The sequence below is a fragment of the Jeotgalibacillus campisalis genome (assembly GCF_000829515.1).
In the GTDB taxonomy this organism is placed as follows: Bacteria; Bacillota; Bacilli; order Bacillales; family Jeotgalibacillaceae; genus Jeotgalibacillus; species Jeotgalibacillus campisalis.
Window position 1 is genome coordinate 263,295 of the sequence record NZ_JXRR01000008.1, and the last position, 18,952, is coordinate 282,246.

The 18,952-nt window shown below is 42.1% G+C and carries 23 protein-coding genes; 13 read left to right on the forward strand and 10 right to left on the reverse strand.

The window, feature by feature from the left end; all coding sequences use genetic code 11:
* Positions 1 to 104: 104 nt before the first annotated feature.
* Complete coding sequence (locus tag KR50_RS04715; RefSeq protein WP_041055477.1) at positions 105 to 728, forward strand: Yip1 family protein; 624 nt, start codon at positions 105 to 107, stop codon at positions 726 to 728.
* A gap of 57 nt (positions 729 to 785) precedes the next feature.
* Here the strand turns inward: KR50_RS04715 and KR50_RS04720 are convergent, their stop codons facing one another.
* A complete protein-coding gene (locus tag KR50_RS04720) occupies positions 786 to 1,097 on the reverse strand; it encodes a hypothetical protein (protein WP_041055479.1) in 312 nt (103 codons plus the stop codon).
* A 73-nt stretch (positions 1,098 to 1,170) separates the two neighbouring features.
* The gene (locus KR50_RS04725) at positions 1,171 to 1,617 is read right to left on the reverse strand and encodes a CBO0543 family protein (protein WP_041055482.1); all 447 of its coding nucleotides are present in this window, start codon (positions 1,615 to 1,617) and stop codon (positions 1,171 to 1,173) included.
* A 259-nt stretch (positions 1,618 to 1,876) separates the two neighbouring features.
* On the opposite strand from KR50_RS04725, the gene KR50_RS04730 reads away from it, so the two are divergent.
* Both KR50_RS04730 and KR50_RS04735 read left to right on the forward strand, forming a co-directional pair.
* Positions 1,877 to 2,968 carry a threonine aldolase family protein gene (locus KR50_RS04730; protein ID WP_041055484.1) on the forward strand — a complete coding sequence of 364 codons (1,092 nt, stop codon included), beginning with the start codon at positions 1,877 to 1,879 and terminating at the stop codon, positions 2,966 to 2,968.
* A 37-nt stretch (positions 2,969 to 3,005) separates the two neighbouring features.
* Complete coding sequence (locus KR50_RS04735; protein ID WP_041055486.1) at positions 3,006 to 3,563, forward strand: hypothetical protein; 558 nt, start codon at positions 3,006 to 3,008, stop codon at positions 3,561 to 3,563.
* A 257-nt stretch (positions 3,564 to 3,820) separates the two neighbouring features.
* On the opposite strand, the gene KR50_RS04740 is transcribed toward KR50_RS04735, so the two are convergent.
* Positions 3,821 to 4,261: a hypothetical protein gene (locus tag KR50_RS04740; RefSeq protein WP_041055487.1), complete on the reverse strand. Its 441-nt coding sequence runs from the start codon at positions 4,259 to 4,261 to the stop codon at positions 3,821 to 3,823.
* A gap of 134 nt (positions 4,262 to 4,395) precedes the next feature.
* Between KR50_RS04740 and KR50_RS04745 the strand changes: the two genes are divergently transcribed.
* Together KR50_RS04745 and KR50_RS18415 are read left to right on the forward strand one after the other, a co-directional pair.
* Positions 4,396 to 4,980 (forward strand): hypothetical protein, encoded by a 585-nt coding sequence (locus tag KR50_RS04745; RefSeq protein WP_041055488.1) that lies wholly within the window; start codon positions 4,396 to 4,398, stop codon positions 4,978 to 4,980.
* A 17-nt stretch (positions 4,981 to 4,997) separates the two neighbouring features.
* A complete protein-coding gene (locus KR50_RS18415; protein ID WP_156969457.1) occupies positions 4,998 to 5,171 on the forward strand; it encodes a hypothetical protein in 174 nt (57 codons plus the stop codon).
* On the opposite strand, the gene KR50_RS04750 is transcribed toward KR50_RS18415, so the two are convergent.
* Both KR50_RS04750 and KR50_RS04755 read right to left on the reverse strand, forming a co-directional pair.
* A complete protein-coding gene (locus tag KR50_RS04750; protein ID WP_052476780.1) occupies positions 5,161 to 6,264 on the reverse strand; it encodes a DUF2515 family protein in 1,104 nt (367 codons plus the stop codon). The two genes, KR50_RS18415 and KR50_RS04750, sit on opposite strands and share 11 nt — an antisense overlap.
* Before the next feature lie 161 nt (positions 6,265 to 6,425).
* Positions 6,426 to 7,715, reverse strand: coding sequence for a tetratricopeptide repeat protein (locus KR50_RS04755; RefSeq protein WP_041055489.1), 1,290 nt, complete (start codon positions 7,713 to 7,715; stop codon positions 6,426 to 6,428).
* Between the two features lie 282 nt (positions 7,716 to 7,997).
* Here KR50_RS04755 and KR50_RS04760 point away from each other — a divergent pair, with 282 nt between their 5' ends.
* Both KR50_RS04760 and KR50_RS04765 read left to right on the forward strand, forming a co-directional pair.
* Positions 7,998 to 8,420 carry a GNAT family N-acetyltransferase gene (locus KR50_RS04760; RefSeq protein WP_052476782.1) on the forward strand — a complete coding sequence of 141 codons (423 nt, stop codon included), beginning with the start codon at positions 7,998 to 8,000 and terminating at the stop codon, positions 8,418 to 8,420.
* A 200-nt stretch (positions 8,421 to 8,620) separates the two neighbouring features.
* Positions 8,621 to 9,160: a GNAT family N-acetyltransferase gene (locus KR50_RS04765; RefSeq protein WP_041055492.1), complete on the forward strand. Its 540-nt coding sequence runs from the start codon at positions 8,621 to 8,623 to the stop codon at positions 9,158 to 9,160.
* Here the strand turns inward: KR50_RS04765 and KR50_RS04770 are convergent.
* A complete protein-coding gene (locus KR50_RS04770; RefSeq protein ID WP_041055493.1) occupies positions 9,141 to 9,956 on the reverse strand; it encodes a LysM peptidoglycan-binding domain-containing protein in 816 nt (271 codons plus the stop codon). The genes KR50_RS04765 and KR50_RS04770 overlap by 20 nt on opposite strands.
* Positions 9,957 to 10,124: 168 nt before the next feature.
* Here KR50_RS04770 and KR50_RS04775 point away from each other — a divergent pair, with 168 nt between their 5' ends.
* Entirely contained in the window at positions 10,125 to 11,567 is a 1,443-nt protein-coding gene (locus KR50_RS04775) for an NAD(P)H-binding protein (RefSeq protein WP_041055494.1), read from the forward strand.
* A 63-nt stretch (positions 11,568 to 11,630) separates the two neighbouring features.
* Here the strand turns inward: KR50_RS04775 and KR50_RS04780 are convergent, their stop codons facing one another.
* The gene (locus tag KR50_RS04780) at positions 11,631 to 12,047 is read right to left on the reverse strand and encodes a hypothetical protein (protein ID WP_041055496.1); all 417 of its coding nucleotides are present in this window, start codon (positions 12,045 to 12,047) and stop codon (positions 11,631 to 11,633) included.
* Between the two features lie 288 nt (positions 12,048 to 12,335).
* On the opposite strand from KR50_RS04780, the gene KR50_RS04785 reads away from it, so the two are divergent.
* On the forward strand, positions 12,336 to 12,881 hold the full coding sequence (locus KR50_RS04785) for a GNAT family N-acetyltransferase (protein ID WP_041055498.1): 546 nt from the start codon (positions 12,336 to 12,338) through the stop codon (positions 12,879 to 12,881).
* Positions 12,882 to 13,061: 180 nt separating this feature from the next.
* Positions 13,062 to 13,967, forward strand: a complete 906-nt coding sequence (locus tag KR50_RS04790) for a methyl-accepting chemotaxis protein (RefSeq protein WP_041055500.1) — start codon at positions 13,062 to 13,064, stop codon at positions 13,965 to 13,967.
* A gap of 57 nt (positions 13,968 to 14,024) precedes the next feature.
* Here the strand turns inward: KR50_RS04790 and KR50_RS04795 are convergent, their stop codons facing one another.
* Positions 14,025 to 14,978 carry a TRM11 family SAM-dependent methyltransferase gene (locus KR50_RS04795; RefSeq protein ID WP_041055502.1) on the reverse strand — a complete coding sequence of 318 codons (954 nt, stop codon included), beginning with the start codon at positions 14,976 to 14,978 and terminating at the stop codon, positions 14,025 to 14,027.
* A gap of 206 nt (positions 14,979 to 15,184) precedes the next feature.
* Here KR50_RS04795 and KR50_RS04800 point away from each other — a divergent pair, with 206 nt between their 5' ends.
* Positions 15,185 to 15,595, forward strand: coding sequence for a DUF4279 domain-containing protein (locus KR50_RS04800; RefSeq protein ID WP_052476783.1), 411 nt, complete (start codon positions 15,185 to 15,187; stop codon positions 15,593 to 15,595).
* A 137-nt stretch (positions 15,596 to 15,732) separates the two neighbouring features.
* Here the strand turns inward: KR50_RS04800 and KR50_RS04805 are convergent, their stop codons facing one another.
* Positions 15,733 to 16,020, reverse strand: coding sequence for a TIGR04104 family putative zinc finger protein (locus KR50_RS04805; RefSeq protein WP_041055504.1), 288 nt, complete (start codon positions 16,018 to 16,020; stop codon positions 15,733 to 15,735).
* Positions 16,021 to 16,177: 157 nt separating this feature from the next.
* Here KR50_RS04805 and KR50_RS04810 point away from each other — a divergent pair, with 157 nt between their 5' ends.
* Both KR50_RS04810 and KR50_RS04815 read left to right on the forward strand, forming a co-directional pair.
* On the forward strand, positions 16,178 to 17,407 hold the full coding sequence (locus KR50_RS04810; protein ID WP_198134229.1) for a DUF418 domain-containing protein: 1,230 nt from the start codon (positions 16,178 to 16,180) through the stop codon (positions 17,405 to 17,407).
* A gap of 195 nt (positions 17,408 to 17,602) precedes the next feature.
* A complete protein-coding gene (locus tag KR50_RS04815; RefSeq protein ID WP_041055509.1) occupies positions 17,603 to 17,878 on the forward strand; it encodes a hypothetical protein in 276 nt (91 codons plus the stop codon).
* A gap of 76 nt (positions 17,879 to 17,954) precedes the next feature.
* On the opposite strand, the gene KR50_RS04820 is transcribed toward KR50_RS04815, so the two are convergent.
* Positions 17,955 to 18,791: a MurR/RpiR family transcriptional regulator gene (locus tag KR50_RS04820; RefSeq protein ID WP_041055512.1), complete on the reverse strand. Its 837-nt coding sequence runs from the start codon at positions 18,789 to 18,791 to the stop codon at positions 17,955 to 17,957.
* Positions 18,792 to 18,952: the final 161 nt, after the last annotated feature.

An 18,952-nucleotide genomic window follows, 5' to 3' on the forward strand; every position in this document is an offset into this window, starting at 1 on the left:
AAATCAAGGGAGCGTCAATTTCCTGGACTGGAAAGTGAAACCATTTTCGTTCTTAACCGTATGGTAACTGTATAAAATTAGAGGGATAGAAGGAGGGGAAGTAGTTGGAAAGCAATCCATTTTTAACGGTTTGGACGAAACCGAAAGAAACGGTTCGTCAGGTGCTTGAAAGCAAAGGCTTTGGTTATACGATTTTCATTGCAAGTTTAGCGGGAGTCGGAACGGGACTGGTAAATGTACAGGACTCCGGATTTGAACAATCTCTTCCGCTTAGCGTAGTTTACTTATTAGCTGTCCTTCTTGGAGCTGCCGCAGGGGTTATCGGTGCATTTATTGCAGCAGGGCTTTATACCATGGTAGGGAAGTGGTTCGACGGAACAGGAAATTACCGCCGGATGGTGACTGCAATAGCGCCGTGTTACATTCCACAGGTCGTCATTGCCGTGATCTATGTCATCGTAGCTGCTATTTACGGAGAACAATTTATCCAGGCTCCGGATCCTGATACTTTTGATATGACCACGTTGCCGATGAGCACGTACATCATTACGATGTTATTATCTGCTGTTTTTGGGGTGTGGGGCGTTGTGATTACCGCCAAAGCCATTGGAATCGTTCATGGATTTTCAAGCTGGAAAGGTCTTGGCGTCATTTTATCTGTCGCTGCTGTCATTTTTGTCGTGGCATTGGTTGTTGGTATTATTGTTGCTTTTTCTTTTTTTAACTGAACATAACAAAAGCCTGCTGCCTCGACCGCTTTTTCAGCGTCAGGCAGCAGGCTTTTTTCACATCACGTATCTTACTTCATCAAAGTGATTCAACAGCTTATTCCAATAATCCGGAAAAATGTATTCATATTGATTGAAAACGTCAGCTGAATATAAAAGCAGGACGTCAATGGTTTGATTTTTTCGTTTTAAATCATACAGCAGCGCATCCGGAATCGTGTAAAAAGGATGAATCTGATGAGGGTTTAACACCTTTAGGTGAATCTGATGTTTCTGTACAAAGTCAACCAGCTGCATGTGCTGATAGGTGACACTGCAGGGCGTAAACGGAACGCTGTATTCTTTATTAATTAACATAATTCCTTCCATATAGGTCTCTCTCCTTGTTCAGCTTTTACCTGCCAGTATGGGCACGCGGAACAGGAGATAAACATGGAGGGAACTAAAGGAGGTTCAATTTCTTGAGCACTCTGTAGTAGCCATAGACACCGGAATAGCCTGTTACGTATTCAACAGCTGTCCAGCCAATATTCCAGTTGTTGTAGTATCTGATCAGATCGAGAGTAACAAAGAACCATTCAAGCAGAGTTGAAAAAAGAGTGAAGCCAAGGATCCACGCAAGTGAATAGGCATGACGTCTGACAAAATGAATGAAGATCGAAGCGCAAACCGGCATCACGCCCAGTGCCATGGGAAGAGAGGCAAAGTTGCTTTCCATTGAAAAAGGGTACACCGAAGCAAAGCCGTAGAGAATGGTCCACGCGTCCAATGTAAACGTCAGCACGGCAGTTATTGGAGCAATAAGAACAATGATTTTTACATCAATCTTTAAAACAAAAAGGATAATCGCCCAGGGAACGATAAACGCAAATAGAGTTGTAAATAACACGAGAAATCACATCCTTCTTTTGTTAACACTGTTTATAAGCAGTATTCGCAAAAAATGGGCTGAGTAGACTCTTTGCAGAGCAGATACCTCAAAGCTAAGTGCTTATGTGTAGGGACAAGGGACAGGATGACTAATATTTCGCTTAAAACTCAAGCAATAATAGAGGATTCTCCAGCTTTTGTGTTGAATGAGGGAAAAGAGTGCTCATCTTGAACGTGCATATCAAGATTGACGTTCGAGTCATGAAAGGAGTGTGGAGATGAGAGAAGTAACGCCATTGCAAGAAGTCTACAATCAATCTGCATATAAGCTGGCGAATCACGGCGCGCGTTCTGTTCATGTTCTAAAAAAAGCCTTCGAAGAAATGAATGGTGATGTGGCAGGTGATTTGTATGGAACTGGACAAATCATTGACGACTTTCAAGATAAAATGGCCGCGTTTCTAGGAAAAGAGAATGCGGTTTTCTTTCCCAGCGGCACCATGGCGCAGCAAATTGCTTTACGCATCTGGTGTGATGAAAAAGGCGATAAAAAAGTGGCCTACCACCCGCTTAGCCATCTTGAAATTCATGAAGAGGATGGGTTAAAAGAGTTACATAATATTGAAACGGTTCTCCTGACAGATCGTGATCGTGTCATTGATCTTAAGGATGTAATGAATATGGAGGACGGAGTGGCGGCTGTGCTGCTGGAATTGCCTCAGCGTGAAATAGGGGGACAGTTGCCGAGCTTCGAAACGCTCGAAAAAATTTCGCAGTATTGTAGTGAAAGGGGAATCAGGCTGCATCTTGACGGAGCGCGGTTACTTGAAGTTCTTCCTTACTATCAAAAGTCCGCCGCTGAAGTTTGTGCCCTGTTTGATAGTGTTTACCTATCTTTATATAAAGGCATCGGCGGAATTGCAGGCGCCATTCTTGCAGGTGATCGCGACTTTATTAAGCAATCGAAAGTATGGAAAAGACGATATGGCGGAGATCTGATTAGTTTGTATCCCTATACCGTTCCGGCAGATTACTATTTAGATTTGCGGTCATCTAAAATGGAACAGTATTTCAGAGAAGCAAAGGAAGTGGCTGAACGGTTTAATTCTTGTTATGGCATCTCCACACTCCCGGAGGTTCCTGTTTCTACTATGTTTCATGTCCACTTTCAACATTCCAAGGAGCAAGTGGGACCACTTTTATTACAAATAGAACAAGAAACTGAAATCGGACTAACCAACCATTTAAAAGAAATAAATGAGCAGTCTTGTTATTTTGAAGTTCATATGGGAGATATGTATTCTGAGATTCCGAAAGAACTTGTGACACGGGCTTTTGATTTACTTGATAAAAGCATGAAACACCTCTAAAGCTATAAATAACCTCAATATGGAGGCAGGTTTTGCAATGAATAAAATTTTCTTTGGTGTTCTATTGGTCTTCTTTAAAACAAATGTAAGTTTCTTAGAAATTGGTGCTGCGTATTATGTTACAAATAGTATTGGGTATCTGTTAATCTTTTTTGGAGTGAAAGAGCTCGGGAATAAGGTTGAAAGGGTACTGAAGGCTCAGCCTTACGTCGTCTTCATGGTGATTCACAGTATAATCTTTTTGTTATTGAATACTTCTGGAAATTCACCTTTGACTATCGCGATGGACTCTTATATGGCAGTGATCTCTTTCGTAGGGCTTTGTTTTGTCATTGCAGGGATGTTTATGATATTTGTGATCATTTCCCTCCTAATTGAAGGGATGGAGGATGAATTCCATACGAAAAGATTAAGTATCCTATGTGTAGCTATGATGATGATCTTCACGCTAGCAGGGCTGTTCTATTTCTTTACTCCAGGGCTGGCTCAACTCTTAATGAGTGTTTTATTGTTTTTGAAGGTTCTGTTTTTGATTGTGTTTTATCACGTCTATCTTCGTAATAGCGTAAGGAATGTTGGGCAGGAGGGATCGTGACAGAACGAACCGCCAGTCTGATTGAATACGAGACTAGCGGGGGGAAAGCGGATAATCTATGGATGTAATCAGCCTATAAAAAAGGGAACCACAAAGAGGCCGACAGCAATCCCTGCTATAAATAAAATAATTCCATTGATCAGTTTCTTGTTTCCCATTTGTTATCCTCCTTCATTTGGATGGAATATAATACTAAATCCCTGTCGTTTTAGTATTAAACAATTATAATTACGGCGTCTTGTTATTAACGTTTACAGTTATGAAGGGGATGGGAAAGTAAAATACCTGGTTCTTGGCTGCAGCCTTAGAGTCTCACTGCGATCACCAGCAGCATCTGTCCATTGAATTGTAAGAAGAAACTGATCACTGCGATTTTCCCAACCATTGCCCATGGATAAATACTCAGTTTCTTCTCCGCTTTTCATTTTTTTGCTAGCTTCCCAGTCATGGATCACATCTCCATTTTGAGTCAGTTTCACATTTTTTAATGTCGCCTCGCTGTCTCCATTCCACTGAATCGATCCTCTCCAAATGTCTTTAGGAGTGTACTCCGATTTATAACTCGTTTTCCACAGTCCCTGATCCGAGTGACCGGTCCATTGTGGTGCCTGCTGTATGGAATACACCATCCATGCTATAAGAAAAAGTGCGGTGGCTGCAGCCAAAAGCGTTCGATTCTTTTTCAAGCCAAAGTCCATGTCAATCCCTCTTCCCATCAGGCTTTTTACAATGTAAAATAGTCTTATCTTTATTATAGTTATTTTTTTCTTTAAATTCTATTAAAAGTAAATTTTCTAGTACCAATACTGGTGTAAAAAAGAAGGGGCTGTGAGTGATCGAATTCGTGATCAAGATCGTCGTCTGGTGTGTAATGGTGATCCTTTTATTTCAGACCACTTTTACTAGTAAGTGGAAAGAAAGCTGGGAGGAAGTGATTGATGCAAATTCCACGCTCGTGCTGGTCCGTTACCTATACTTAATTGCAGGACTTTCCTTTATCAGTTCTTTTCTATTCGAGATAGACTGGCTAAGCATTCCTGCTTTGATTTCGATAATAGGCATTCTGATTGCTCATAAGAAAGAGAGAAAAGAAGCGCCAGCACAGGTTATGATCATGGTGGGCCTTGTTATGCTGCTGACCATTTTTTTCGTGCCGACTCATCCGGATTCCTTCATGAAACATGTTAATTCAAAAGGGACTTACGAGTGTTTGTACGATTTTGAATGCGTAAAAATTACATCCACCATAACTTCAGACGGTTTGGTAAAAACAGAGGCGGAAGTCATACCGGTAACTGATTATTCATCTCACTGGTATGGTATTACGGCTACAGGATCCATGGTGATCGGAGAAAGTAATCAACAGCAAGAAACCATTCAAGCATTCAATATCGCGGGTTTTTGGATTGAATATTAGTTGTGAGGGGGGTTCACATGTATTTGCTATTAACCATCATTTTGTGTGCAGGGGCAGGTTTATTTCTTTATGCAATTAATCCTGTGCTCGGAATCATTCTTGCGGTTGGGTTCACTCTTGCCTGTTTGTTGAGAGTGATTGATTTGCTTGAAGATATACATAAGGAACTTGTTTTGAAGCCTAGGGAATAAGCTTATGCAAGTGATTGAAGCCGGAGAGCTTGATCATGGCAGCAAGATGTTTTTCCGTCATCAGGCCTGCTGAAGTGGCTTTAGGAAGTGTAAAGTAGTGAAAGACTTCTTTTGCCGGGTCAAACCAGTCCTTTCTTTTTTCAGGAGGATGAAGTTGATTGGGCCATACGCTGGTAAGTGTGGGGCTATAGAGATTCTGTGACTTTTTTTGAGCTGTAAACAGATCAGGGAAATAGTCGGCTCTTGAACCGGTGTGTGGATTTTTTTCAGCGAAAGCAAAGCCCCCTTCAAAAACGTCAGGGCTTTTAAAAAGCAATTGGTAAAGTGCTTTTCCAATGTCAATTCTTGAAGAAAGGCTTGAAAACTGCTGAACCGTCATACCTGCAAGCTCTATGCGTCCGGACTGTTCGAAGGGAAAGAGGATGTGTGTAAGACCAAGCAGTTCCTGCAGCTGAAAAGAAAAAGATTGAATGACTTTTTCCTGAAAAAACACATTTTCCATTACCTGTTTTTCCAGAAAATGCTGTTCATTTAGAATAAGTGCGACTGTGAGCAGATCCCGATCTTTGCCTTGATGTTCAATGAACAGCTCCCAAATCGGCGGCATAAAAGAAGACACACCAAAATGAGGGAGAAGATAAAACCAGTCATGGCGGTCCTTTTTGCTCCTTTCATACAATAATAATTGCGGGAAGGCGTCTTCAAAGATCAGATAATTGGCTTTTTCAAGGAAGCGAAAAAAGACAGCGGTCTGATCATAGGAAAGAAGCTGCTTTAAGATACTTTTTAAGTCGGTCATGTTCCAGCCCGCGTTTCGTGAGACCATATGCGCAAGAAAAGCCCAGTGAAGTTCCGGTGATCGGTTATAAAGTGTCCAATAAGCGTTGGTCCTCGTGACATTATTCAGATTGTGCTGGGAGGTTGCTTTCGAGATGGTTTCGATAATGGAGCGTTCCTGCCGGGTGAGTATAGAAGCCGAGGGTGGTTTCAGCCATTTTTGGCTCAGCCGCACCTGATCATGACGGGAGACAAGCTGAGATTCATGGTTCTTTTTTGGAAAATGGAATATAGAAGTCAGCCATTTTGGCACCATCTGATCACCTCCCATAAAGTCTATGGCAGGCAGGGGGAGAACATGAGTGGGATGGATGAAAGTGGCTTAAACAATCGTTTGTTTAAAGTACGTCATGAGGCTTATCCCAGGCGTTTGGGGAGTTATGCGGAGATCCTCCTCCCATAAAGATGGGAGGACTGTTAATACAAAAATTTAAACTGGGCAGCGTCTTTTTTCATCACGTTGTTCCAGTCTGTTAACCGGTCAATCTGTTTGTGTGTGGTCAGTGATTGAACCACATGTACATACACCTGCTTTTTTTGATCAGCTGTATTGGATGAGGTTCTGTATGCCCGCTTATAATGAGTTAATGCCTCTTTTGTTTTATCTTTATGCATGAATACATCCCCGACCATCAGCAGGAGTTTAACATATGTAAATGGCGGAAGACCTTCTGTTTTTAATTCTTGAACTTTTTTAAAAATAGCCAGAACCTCACTATGGTCTCCTCTATAGAATTGCGTTGCAGCAAGCTCGTAGCTGGCGTTCAGCTGACCGAGTGAGTCATCCAATTTACAAAAAACATGGTAGGAATACGTCAAGTGGCGAATCGCTTCATCGTAGTTATGAAGCAGGCGGTGAACGATTCCGATGTTCGTCAGGATGCCGCCCGCATTTAACAGGTCTGACCCGGCTTCATAGTGATGCAGCGCTTTTTCATAATGCTCCAGTGCACGCTCGAAAAACCCTTCCCTCTTAAAGCAGATGCCAAGGACCATATGAACTTGTCCCGGTTTGTAATCAATTTTCGCTTCATGCTCAGCTTCAATCGCACTCGTTAACATTCGGATAGCAGAGCGGTGTTCACCGATTTTGGCATGAGCCATCCCCATGTTCACCATTAGTCTGATTTTCTCAATGCCGTCCATTTTAAACTTAATCACTTTCTTATAAGCCGCTTCTAAATATAGAAAGCTTTTATCAACTTGATTAAGCTCAATCAGCAGATCTGCCAGCTCATTTGCGCAGCGGATTTTTTCATTATACAAACTCGTTTGCTCATAAAAGCTGAAGCTTCGCTCGAAGTACCCGGCAGATTCATGAAGCTCCTTAGTATAATACCGGCAATAGAAACCTCTGCAATAATACAATAAAGCTTTTTCCTGATTGGATAACTGCTGTAAGCCGCTCTCTAACAAATATAAATCTGCATCCAGATGGGTATAGGGATTCCGATTCGTCAGGACAAGCTCCAGCTCTGAAAGCGTACTCATAATATCAATCAGATCCAGCTTAGGCTCCTCTCCAATCAGATCTTCAAGCGTGCATTGGAGACGGATGCTATATTGCCGAAGCAAGTAAAGGGAGGGCTGTACCATTCCTTTTTCAATCTGACCGATCAAACTGCGGTTGGAAATGCCTTTTGCCAGCTCTGCCTGTGTCATCTTCCGTTGCTTTCTGTATTCTTTTATTTTAATGACAGCCGTCACGATGTAGGTCACCTCAGTCGTTTAAATAGTTGCCCACTGCTAGATTTCCCTCTGTACAGACTTTAAATCCTCATGCGCTCAATTACATAGAATGACAGAGAAAATGAATGAAAGATACAGAAAGGGGTAGACATTCAGTATAGCCGAAAGGTTTATCGGCTTGTATTTTCAGGACAGTCCGCCTGTAACGATTAAACGGGAATTTAATGAAGTACTAGTTAGTTTAACGATTAGGTGTGCGCTTTTATCGGGCACCCCTCATTTGAAATGGAGGAGTTATCCATGGACGTTCACTTGAAAAAAATCAGCCGTGAGCAATGGGAAGAGAAGGCTCAATCATATGACCCGGAGAAAATGCCGCAGGGTGACAAAGTGGAGACGGTGTTTTTTGGTATTTACGATGAAGATACACGGACAGGTTCAATCTTATATGCGTACGATGAAGAACTGACGAATTTGTACTGGATTCACAATATAACCATTGATGAGCATCATCAGGGAAAAGGATACGAAAAAGCGGCACTGACGTCTATCATTACATGGATTAGGGAAAATTTTAAACACTGTACAGAGATTCGCTTGAACGTTTCAAAAGAAGACGACGATGCCAATGAGCTGTATAAAAACTTCGGCTTTGTTCCAACCGGAGAAGAACTAAATGGAGAAGACGTTCTGTATTTATCTGCTCAGATGGCGAGTGACTAAAGAGGGAAAACCTTTTACCTACCCGTCTGGCCTGCTTCAGTTCAATTCACTTAATTTAAAATAAAAGTAAAATGAGGTTGAGACTTTTGTCTCAACCTCATTTTACTGTACGGTCATAAATCAGGTTTTCTTTTCATTGACGGTGTGAAACGGTCTTTTTGGTATAATTATATAAACGATCCAAACAGGAGGCGGCACCCATGAAAGGAAAATCGATTTATCTTCGTCCGTTCGAGGAAAAAGATGTGAAAGCATTAACTGACTTTCAAATTAGAAACCGGCTTTTTTTTGAAAAGTTTTCGATGCTTAGAGAAAACACCTTTTACACGGAAAAAGCGCAGCTCGAGCGGATTAATCAATTTAAGAGTGACCGTGAGCTTGATTTGGGCTATCACTTTGGCATCTTTAAAAATGAAGACGGGGAACTAGTTGGGACCATTACCCTTTTTCACGTGATTCGCGGATCTCTTCAGAGCGCCATTGTGGGGTATTTTCTGGATCAGACCCATAATGGCATGGGCTACACAACAGAAGCGGTTAAGCTGCTAGTTAAACATTCATTTGAAGAGCTGAAGCTTCACCGGCTTGAAGCAGGTGTCATGCCTCATAATATTGGCTCCATTCGGGTACTTGAAAAAGCAGGCTTTCATAAGGAAGGCATTGCGAAAAAAAATGTATTGATTAACGGCAAGTGGGAGGATCATCAGGTGCTTGCGATCATTAATCCGGCTGATTCTTGAAAAACAGAATAGGGGTCTTTACCAAATCGATTGTACTGCCGTCTGCCGCGCTTCTTGCGTACACCCATAGCTGACCGGCTGATGTTTGTGGAGTGCGATTAAACTGAATGGGGGTAGAGAACGTACCAAAAGCAGGTCCGCCGGCTGAAGCTTGAATAGGAGCTTCACTTGTTACCGTACCCCCTGAGGAATCCTGGATTTGATAAAGAAGGCTTCCTTCAAAAGCCCGGGCAAAGCCTGATAGTGTCTGCCCGGCTGTAATAATTGTTCCGGGCTTTGGTGAGGCAACGAGAATATTTGCTGAAGAGGGCAGTGGAATCAGCAGGTGGTAGCCGGGATAGATGACATCTGGTGATAAGCCGGGACGATTCTGGTTGGCACGAAATAAAGAAGAGAGTGAGATGCCGAATTGTTCGGCAATCTGAGCTAGAGTATCACCTTCTTCCACCTGATAAACATAAACAGGAACAAAAAGCGGCTGATTTACATAAAGAAGACCAGGGTTTCCGACCTGCGGATTGATCCCATACATCATTTCAACCGTAGAAGAATAATCCTGTGCATATTGAAAGAGGGTATCGCCTCCTTGAACAATCCGATAAACCATAGAGAGACCGTCCTTTTCGACCACCAGCTTCTGTCCGGGGAAAATCAGGCCTCGATCTGTAATAGGAGGATATAGCGCATTTGCCTGTTCAATGGCAGATACGCTGCTGCTGAACCGATAGGCGATGGCAGTTAAGGTGTCACCGGGCTGAACGGTATAAATAAAATACGTGTTGTCAACGATGGGCATGGCAAACGCTCCTTTTTTTTAGGCTTCATTTACTACCATATGCAAAGGAAGTAAAGATGATATGAATCACACTGCCAATTCTCCGTTTCCTGGATGTGCTTACGCTTGTTCCTTTTTAAGAGAAAAGGGTAAAGACTTGTAAATGGAAACAAAAAGGAGCGTAATAGGATGACAGAAACAAAACGGCCAGTAGTGGCGCTGACAGGTGCCAGTGGATATATAGGAAGCAATTTACTTGAACAGATAACAAAAAAAGCAGACGTTATTGCCCTATCAAGAAGCGGTGATGATAAAGAAAATTCAGCGCATGTCACCTGGCGTTCCTGTGATTTTTATTCGAAAAGTGATGCGGAAAAAGGACTGGAGGGAGCGGATTATGCGATTTATCTGATCCATTCCATGAAACCTTCCGCAAAATTAACGCAGGCAAAATTTGAGGACATGGATGTTATTTTGGCGGATAACTTCGCACAGGCTGCAAAAAAACAAGGTGTCAAACAAATTATTTATTTAAGCGGGATTATACCGAAAGACACAAAAGAACTTTCCCGGCACTTAAAAAGCCGCCTGGAAGTGGAAAAAATACTTGGGTCATATGGGGTACCGGTTTCAACTATTCGCGCGGGACTGATTGTCGGTCCAAAAGGCTCTTCTTTCCCCATTCTTTCAAAGCTCGTTAAGCGCCTTCCATGGATGCTGCTGCCGAAGTGGACGCGTACAAAGACACATCCGATTGCGCTAAAAGACGTCATCGGCTCATTGAAAAACAGCATAGGGAATAAGAAAGTTGAAAACAAATCGGTGGATGTCGGCGGTCCGGAGATCATGTCTTATAAAGAGATGCTAATTCAAACCGCGGAAGTGATGGGTAAAAAACCGAAAGTAGTGGATATTCCTTTATTGACTGTGAATCTCTCCCGCCTATGGGTGACCCTTGTAACGGGCTCACCGAAAGAAATGGCGTATCCGCTTATTGAAAGCCTGAAGCATCCAATGGTCGCAGAAGATACGATTGAGGGGATCAGTGACGGCAAAACAACGTTTAAGGAAGCAGCTCAAGAGGCGCTCAAAGCTGAAAAAGAGGAAGGGGCGGATAAGCCTGCTATTCTCACAGCTACTCCAACAGGCAGCGATGTGCGATCAGTTCAGCGGGTCATGCTGCCGGAGGGGAAAACAGCGAATTGGGCAGGGGAAGAATATATGAATTGGATATCCCGTCTTGCCCGTCCGTTTTTAGCAGTAGATCTGGATGAGGATAAAAACTGTAAAATCAGTTTGTTTTCAAAAGCAGCATCAATTCTGGAATTAACCTACTCCAGCGAAAGAAGCACCGACACACGTGCCCTTTATTTGATCACGGGAGGATTTTTTGCCAATGTGGGTGAAGATAGCAAGGGCAGGATTGAGTTCCGTCAGATTCCCAATACGCAGGAGTGCATCATTGCCATTCATGGCTACAGACCCGCACTGCCATGGACGATCTACAAATTTACGCAAGCTAAAGTTCATCTATGGGTAATGGCACTGTTCAAACGCCATCTGCAGCATTTAATGAAAAGCGACCAGCATGAAGAAAAAGAAGGACGCCAAAAAACAATCGCAGAAGCTTAGAAAATGCCCGTCTTTGCCCCATTTGGGTGAAGGCGGGTTTTTGCACGGCTGTTTATTTTTCTATTATTCTTTGAGCGTTCTTTTGTGAATAAATCTATTAATAAATATGTACACGACGGTGATAAATAAAGGAGTCAGAAAAAGATAATTTCCTGTTCTGTACAATGTAAGATAAGCGATAAGACTGACTTCTCCCCATTCAAGCGCCACACGCCAGCCCAGTCCGGCAGCATTTAAGAGGAAGGTCCAGGCAAATACTTTCAACCACTTGTTCGTTGGATAAAGCCATGCATAAAAAAGACTGATATAAGACCCTGCCACAGCCATTAGGGTAAAAAAGAAGAAAGAAAAACCTTCCGTAAACGGGTGAATAAATGTAAAGAGGATGCCTCCTAAAAAGAGTAAGGATAATGAATTAAATAAGTGCAGAAACTTACGGTTATTTGCTATAGGCTGATCTTCTGGTGAAAAAAAAGACATAAGCAGCGACTCCATTCCAAGATTGTCTTCTATTTTCTCACAGATCTCTTCCCTAGTTCAGACCATTTTAAAAATAGATTGAGTTTTCTTCCGTTGTTTGAAATAATTGGAATTATGTAAACGAGTAATTACTGGAGGCATCGTATGTGGTTAGTGGGAATTTCGATTCCAATCGTGCCGGTCATCGCGACTGGAACAGTTGAAAAATCATTGAGTTCAATAGAAAAGCAGAATGAGCAGGTCATTGAATGATTAATAGAAATCCGTGACCGGTAAGGGGGAAATTGTATGTTTGTACACAAAATAGATGAAGAGCTGGAATTGAAATTACCTCAAAAGCATGATGCGGAAGCTTTGTTCCGATTAACGGACCAGTCCAGATCGCATTTAAAGGAATGGCTGCCGTGGCTTGATTTTACGACAAAAGAGGAAGACACGAAAAACTTCATTGCAGGAAGCAACAAGCTCTATGCAGACAATCAGGGTCTGAATGCGCTGATCTTCTTTAAAGGAGAACTGGCAGGTGTTGCAGGCTATAACCAGCTTGATTGGACAAATAAAACAGCCAAAGTCGGCTACTGGCTCGGGGTAGGTTTTCAGGGGCACGGTATTATGACAAGAACAGCTCAGGCACTGACACAGTATGCTTTTGAAGAACTGAATATGAACCGGGTTGAGATCCGCGCAGCGGCCGGCAATAAGAAAAGTCGCGCAATCCCGGAAAGATTAGGTTATACATACGAAGGGCAAATTCGTCAGGCGGAGTGGCTGTATGATCATTATGTGGATCACGTCATGTATGGGATGCTGAGCGACGAGTGGAAAAACAGGTAAGGTCTACTCTCATTGTTTATACGATGCTAATACATTAGGAGTCTGCTGAATTTATTTAAAATAGTTCTTTATGCCTTAATTTATTTATTATTTATGTAAAAAGTCACAAAAAAGTAGCGCTTTCTCTCTTTAATAGGCTAAAATGAAAGTAAACAGAGTCGATCTTAAAGGGGAATGTGCATGAGAGAAACGATGACAGTAGTTTCAGATGAATGGGTGGTAAGGGCATTAGAAAGCAATTTGGCGATGATCCGGTTTGACCGCTCTCAAAATGTGGCGTATGTGAATGATCTATTCGCTCAATCAATGGGCTATACAACGGAGGAAATGATCGGCATGAACCATCGCGCCTTTTGTTTCGATGCTTTTACGAGGACGCTAGGATATAAAACGTTTTGGAGAGATTTGTGGGCTGGAAAAAGTTTTCAGGATAAAATTGAACGCAAAGATGCATCCGGAAACCAAATCTGGCTTGAAGCGACGTATATGCCCATTTATGATGATAATAAAAAGGTCATCGGTGTGTCAAAGGTAGCTACCAATATTTCATCCCGTCAAAAGGCTGTTACCGAAATGGTGGTTGATTTGCAGGAGATGTCGGATAGAATGACAAGCAGTGCGGGTGAGGGAATTAAGCGGAGCGGAGAGCTTTTGACCAGCATCTCAGAGATGGCAAAGGTATCATCAGCGAATATTCAAACACTTGCAAGCCTGCAGGAGCAAGCGCAGTCCATTCAAAAAATTGTTAATACGATTCGCGATATTGCGGCTCAGACGAATTTGCTCGCGCTGAATGCTGCCATTGAAGCAGCTCGTGCGGGTGAGCATGGCAGAGGATTTGATATCGTGGCAAAAGAAGTGCGCAAGCTTTCCGTGAGGGTGGAAGATTCGATTATGCAAGTGCGTAATACGATGGAAGGCATCTCAAAGGAAATTAAAACGATCTCTGAAGGAATTAACGAGGCACAGAAATCGATCACACAAGGCGAGCTGCAAATTGCCAATACGACACGTGATTTTAATGGAATTTCACAGACGTCAGCGAGCTTGGATGAGCAGGCGAAAAAACTGCTGGAAATCATTTAGACATTGTGTAAATAGAAAACAACCCGTCTCCGCTTATAAGAGAGACGGGTTTTTAGTTTACTCGCAAACAAGAATTTCTCTGGAAAACTTGCCTTTCCTTACAATGCAGCGATCGACTACGGAAAAGTCAGCTTGCTTGAGCATATGATCGATTGATTCAATGGTGACGACCACCAGGCGGGTCGTAAAATGACGTGCGTTCATAAGAATATCAAGCTGTTCTTCCGGTGTGGCATGGGTGTACAAATTGTAAGGCATATCAATAATGGTCGCATCATAGCTTCCGGTAACTTCCTCAATCGGTCCAATGGTGACCTCTCCTGAAAGGCCAAAGTGAGCGATGTTTTCTCGGGAGCCTGTTACGACAAGGGGGTTAATATCACGGCCGACAATATCGATCCCCATAGACAGGGCCTCAACGAGAACGGTTCCAATCCCGCAGCACGGATCGATCGCTCTTTTTCCCTCTGGATCAGGCACGGCAATATTGGCAACGGCTCTGGCTGTTCGGGTGCTAAGAGCGGTTGAGTATTCACGCGGCTTTTTCACATGACGCAGCCAGACTGGTTCAGCCTTTTCATAGATCCCAAAATGCCAGCTGCCCTCACATGGGACTAATCCGAAAAAGACATCCGGCTGGTGTAGATCCAGCTCGCCTTCTATAATCATGCCAAGGTCCCGTTCAATTTTTCTTTTCTGGTCATACTCAATTTTATGGGGACCGGCTAAATCATTAATTTTCACAAACAGCACCTTAAACGTGGATTCTCCCATCTTTACGTTTCGAAGCTTATCGCAAAGTTCATCCAGGGTGCGGCCTTCCATTAGCACCCGGATCCGCTCCTTCACGAATGGACTGCGGCTTGGGTGTATATCCCGGTCTGTTTTCAGTATTTTTGTATCGGACTGCCTTCCAAATAATGAGCGCATCTCGAGGTGACAGAGATCTTTTTCTTCATCATTGTAGGCAAATGTATAAATAAAATCTCCTGTAGCAGGCAAATTGTTCAAATCATTCCCATCCTTTTACCTCTTACTTTATAAAGAGCTATGAGGATTAGTATATCAAGATTCTAGGTAAATGGGGAAATGCTGCGGATCTTTGGCAGAAGCTATATGGGATTTTACCTCATTTTAAAAGGGAATAGCTGTTTACCTGTGGAAATAAGAGCAGAGAAGTAAAAAAGGAGTGACCCATTATCGAAAAGACTAAAGTGATGGTTTATTTTAAACTCGAGGCAGAGGATTTTTCTTTAGAGGAAATTACAGCACGTTTAGGCATCTCCCCTACATTAACCTATAAGAAAGGAGATCTTATCCATCACATGGAGGGATCATCTCCAAGTTTTCAGCGCAGTACCCGTTGGCATTATGGAACAGAAGAAGAATCATTTGATGTGAAAGTGCAGCTTGATAAGGTATTAAGCATGCTTCATGGCAAGGAGGAAGTGATAAAAACGGTAAAGACCGAACTAAATGCAGCATGTAAGATTGTAATCGTTATTTATATGGAAGAGGGAATTACCCCAGGACTCTATCTGGATCTTCCACAAATTAATTTTATTCACAGCATTCAGGCAGAGGTGGATGTTGACTTATATGCACACCCCTATGCTGATATGGAGTAGAGTTGTTATGGAAAGAGGTGGATGAAATGAGCAGACGAACATGGGGCATTCTTGGAATTATTCTTGTACTGGCTGTCTTTTTCGGAATTGTCGGAGCGGTCGCCTTTTTTCTTGAATCGTAGCAGCTGGCTTTCTTTTTACCAAAGCGGCGCGTTTTCTTTTGCCAGTTTAACGAAAAATGGAGTCAGTAAAAAAGCAGCGGCATAACACAGAAGCAGCAGGGGCAAATACAGGTCAAATAAAACAAACACGGGAAGCACGAGAGAAGGGGCGACAATCAGCATGGACGTTTTTTGTCTGGATGATTTGGCTTGATATTGTGATTTTTTACAATAAGGGCATACCATTTCATTTTTAAATGAAGCGATTCTTTTAAACGTATCTTTCCAGGTCCACTTTTCTCCGCAATGTAAACAAGCAGGCATCCTCATTCTCCTTTCAAGCATCTTCTACTCTTTTCTACGTATAATGGACAGAAAAGTTTCGTTTTCCTCTGGTTTGCATTTCCAAATTTAGATTGTATAAGGAATCGGGATAAAGTAGGATATTAGTAGGGAAAAAGGAATGAAGGGAAATGGTAAAATGAGTTCGATTTCAATGAGGGATCGCATCCACACACTGGATATGATCAGAGGATTTGCGCTGTTTGGAATTTTAATAGCGAACATGATTGCTTTTAAGACCCCTGTTTTTAATAGTATGAGCAGTTTAGTAGAAGGGGAAAGTCTGCCGGAGGGCGGTTTGAATAGTGTCCTGACCATTCTTACTGCGCTGCTTGTTGACGGCAAATTCTATCCGATGTTTTCAATGTTATTTGGACTGGGTTTTTATATTTTCTACACCCGCTTAATGCAGCGAAATCTGCCCGCAACAAAACTGTTTATGCGGCGTCTTGTATTTTTACTGTTTCTTGGAATCATTCATCTTGTGTTTATCTGGTCGGGAGATATTCTTCATACATATGCTATTACAGGATTTTTACTGCCGCTCTTTATTCACCGTTCGCCTAAGGTCATAAAAATCTGGGGGATTGCCTTATTTCTTGTTGGCAGTTTGTTTTTCACCCTTCTGCTGATCGGCAGTGGTTGGAGTATGGAATACTCGATTGCGGAAGGGTTTGAAACCATTGAATCCCTTAAGGCAGGAGAACTCGCAGGAGCATCTGTGATGGCAACAGGCAGTTACGGAGAAATACTTGAGTTTCGATTTTTTAACGAAGTTCTGTTTATTTTCTTTCAGGTCCTTCTGCTGGTTCCGACGATTTTACCGCTGTTTCTAATTGGTCTTTATTTCGGTAAAACCGGGATGTTCAAGGATATTGAAGGCAATATCAAGAGGTGGAAGAAAATTTTTTGGCTCGGTCTTGGCATTGGCGCACCGCTTGTTGGTCTTTCTGCAGCAGTGCAATACAATGTGTTTGACTGGCCGTCTTACTTAACTTCTCCTGTTGCAGAAGGCTTAAATATGATCGGCGGACCGCTTCTTATGTTGTTCTATGTGGCATTGATTGTTCTTGTGACACGTAAAGCATCTGTTGAAAAGATGCTGATGCCTTTTGCATCAGTTGGCCGTATGGCGCTGACAAATTATTTGATGCAATCCATTATTGCGGTGATCATTTTTAATGGCTATGGCTTCGGTCTTTTTGGCCAGGTATCAAAAGCGCAGGGTGTCGGAATTGCCATTGTTATCTATGCCGTGCAGGTTGTACTCAGCTATTTCATTCTTAAAAAGTTCAATCAGGGTCCGCTTGAATTTATATGGCGAAAGTGGACATATGGAGGAACCGAAAAGCAATCAAAAGCGGCTTAAAAGGAAAACCCGGCAGGTAATTTGCCGGGTTTTCTTGAGTTGGATGAAGGTATTTAGATTGATTTTTTATCTGTTAATTGTTATATAATAAAACTTTTGTATTATTTAGTAGTTTAATGTATTGTGAGTAAAGGTATAGAAATGAAGAAGTAAATACCATAAATGTATTTGGTGGTAAAGAAAGGAGGGAAGAGCATGCAAAATGAAACAACTTCAGAGTACTCTGCACAGTACAATCACAAGGAAATGACCACGAAAAGCTGGGTTGGCACTATTTTATTATTAATGATTCCATTGGTTAACCTTGTGCTGTTATTTGTCTGGGGATTTGGCTCTGAGAATAGCCAGCGAAAAAATTACTCCCGCGCGACACTGATTGTCATGGGCATTGTTCTGGCTGTTTATCTCGTAATTTTCGTTATCTTTTTCATTTTGGCTGGCATGGCTGGCGGATTTTCCACTTCTCCTTAGGTAAATGTAATAAAACATTAAAAAAACCTCTTTTGAGAGGTTTTTTAAAATGGTGATGATGAATCTTCGTGATTAATTATTTTGGAATTTTAGGTTTATATCGCTTTCTCACCTGACTCAGCGTTTCCAATTTTTCTATAGCTGGTTCGCCTAAAAACATGGCGATGCCAACGATAAGGGATTCAATAATCATCATGGGAGGGACCATGGAGTGAAATTCCCATATCTCCCCCCGGCGGGCAAACAATTTACTTACTGCCAGACGATTCAAGTCTGAGTATAATTGGTCTGTCACCAAAACGACAGGGCAGCCGACCTCTTTTGCATAATCTAATAGTACATCTGTTTCTGGCAGTGTTTGAACAAATTGAAAGATCAATAGCACGCTTTGAGAGGATAAGTGAATCATTGACTCAAATAGTTCATGCCCGCTCTTTGGCATAACCACTACAGGCACTCCTAATCGTGATAAACGGAAGTGCGCAAGACAGCCAAGCGACTCAGATGGTCCGGGGGCATAAATGAAAAGAGGTTTTGCACGGGAAATGAGGAGAACAGCTTGATTAAAATCTTCTCTTGAAACATGCTGGTTGGTTTCAGCTAAATGGTTCATTTGTTTTTGAACCATGTTTGTGATTAAATCCTGCTGCTGTACTTCGTCGACAGCATTTTTAAATTTATTCTCAGGTGTTACTTCCAGTTTTTTCTTCATGGATTTTTTATAATCCTTAAAATTCACGTACCCAAGAAGTCCCCAGCATCTTGAAACAGTCGCAATGCTTACGTTTGCTTCATCTGCCAACTCCTGCTCCGTCATATACGCCACACTCGTTCCCCGTTTCTCCAGTATCTGGGTCACACGGAGTTGTTTGGACGTTAACTGTCCATGCGTTTGAGAAATTGAGTTTTGCATAGGGATCACTCCTTTTTAGTAGAGTATATCCAGACAAGAGATGGGTGTGTAAGAAAACTTTCAATCTTATAAAAAACTTAAATTCTTTTACAATACCTCTATCTTATTTACATTTTTTTCATCTTAATTTTTGTACGATAAGTGTGTAAGAAAACTAGTTT

Coding starts and splice junctions, on each gene's coding strand:
- KR50_RS04775 (WP_041055494.1), top strand. CDS start 10,125: ATGACAGAAACAAAACGGCCAGTAGTGGCGCTGACAGGTGCCAGTGGA.
- KR50_RS04820 (WP_041055512.1), bottom strand. CDS start 18,791: ATGCAAAACTCAATTTCTCAAACGCATGGACAGTTAACGTCCAAACAA.
- KR50_RS18415 (WP_156969457.1), top strand. CDS start 4,998: ATGTATTTGCTATTAACCATCATTTTGTGTGCAGGGGCAGGTTTATTT.
- KR50_RS04800 (WP_052476783.1), top strand. CDS start 15,185: ATGGTTTATTTTAAACTCGAGGCAGAGGATTTTTCTTTAGAGGAAATT.
- KR50_RS04810 (WP_198134229.1), top strand. CDS start 16,178: ATGAGTTCGATTTCAATGAGGGATCGCATCCACACACTGGATATGATC.
- KR50_RS04780 (WP_041055496.1), bottom strand. CDS start 12,047: ATGTCTTTTTTTTCACCAGAAGATCAGCCTATAGCAAATAACCGTAAG.
- KR50_RS04740 (WP_041055487.1), bottom strand. CDS start 4,261: ATGGACTTTGGCTTGAAAAAGAATCGAACGCTTTTGGCTGCAGCCACC.
- KR50_RS04805 (WP_041055504.1), bottom strand. CDS start 16,020: ATGCCTGCTTGTTTACATTGCGGAGAAAAGTGGACCTGGAAAGATACG.
- KR50_RS04760 (WP_052476782.1), top strand. CDS start 7,998: ATGGACGTTCACTTGAAAAAAATCAGCCGTGAGCAATGGGAAGAGAAG.
- KR50_RS04770 (WP_041055493.1), bottom strand. CDS start 9,956: ATGCCCATCGTTGACAACACGTATTTTATTTATACCGTTCAGCCCGGT.
- KR50_RS04720 (WP_041055479.1), bottom strand. CDS start 1,097: ATGGAAGGAATTATGTTAATTAATAAAGAATACAGCGTTCCGTTTACG.
- KR50_RS04750 (WP_052476780.1), bottom strand. CDS start 6,264: ATGGTGCCAAAATGGCTGACTTCTATATTCCATTTTCCAAAAAAGAAC.
- KR50_RS04815 (WP_041055509.1), top strand. CDS start 17,603: ATGCAAAATGAAACAACTTCAGAGTACTCTGCACAGTACAATCACAAG.
- KR50_RS04735 (WP_041055486.1), top strand. CDS start 3,006: ATGAATAAAATTTTCTTTGGTGTTCTATTGGTCTTCTTTAAAACAAAT.
- KR50_RS04765 (WP_041055492.1), top strand. CDS start 8,621: ATGAAAGGAAAATCGATTTATCTTCGTCCGTTCGAGGAAAAAGATGTG.
- KR50_RS04790 (WP_041055500.1), top strand. CDS start 13,062: ATGAGAGAAACGATGACAGTAGTTTCAGATGAATGGGTGGTAAGGGCA.
- KR50_RS04730 (WP_041055484.1), top strand. CDS start 1,877: ATGAGAGAAGTAACGCCATTGCAAGAAGTCTACAATCAATCTGCATAT.
- KR50_RS04785 (WP_041055498.1), top strand. CDS start 12,336: ATGTTTGTACACAAAATAGATGAAGAGCTGGAATTGAAATTACCTCAA.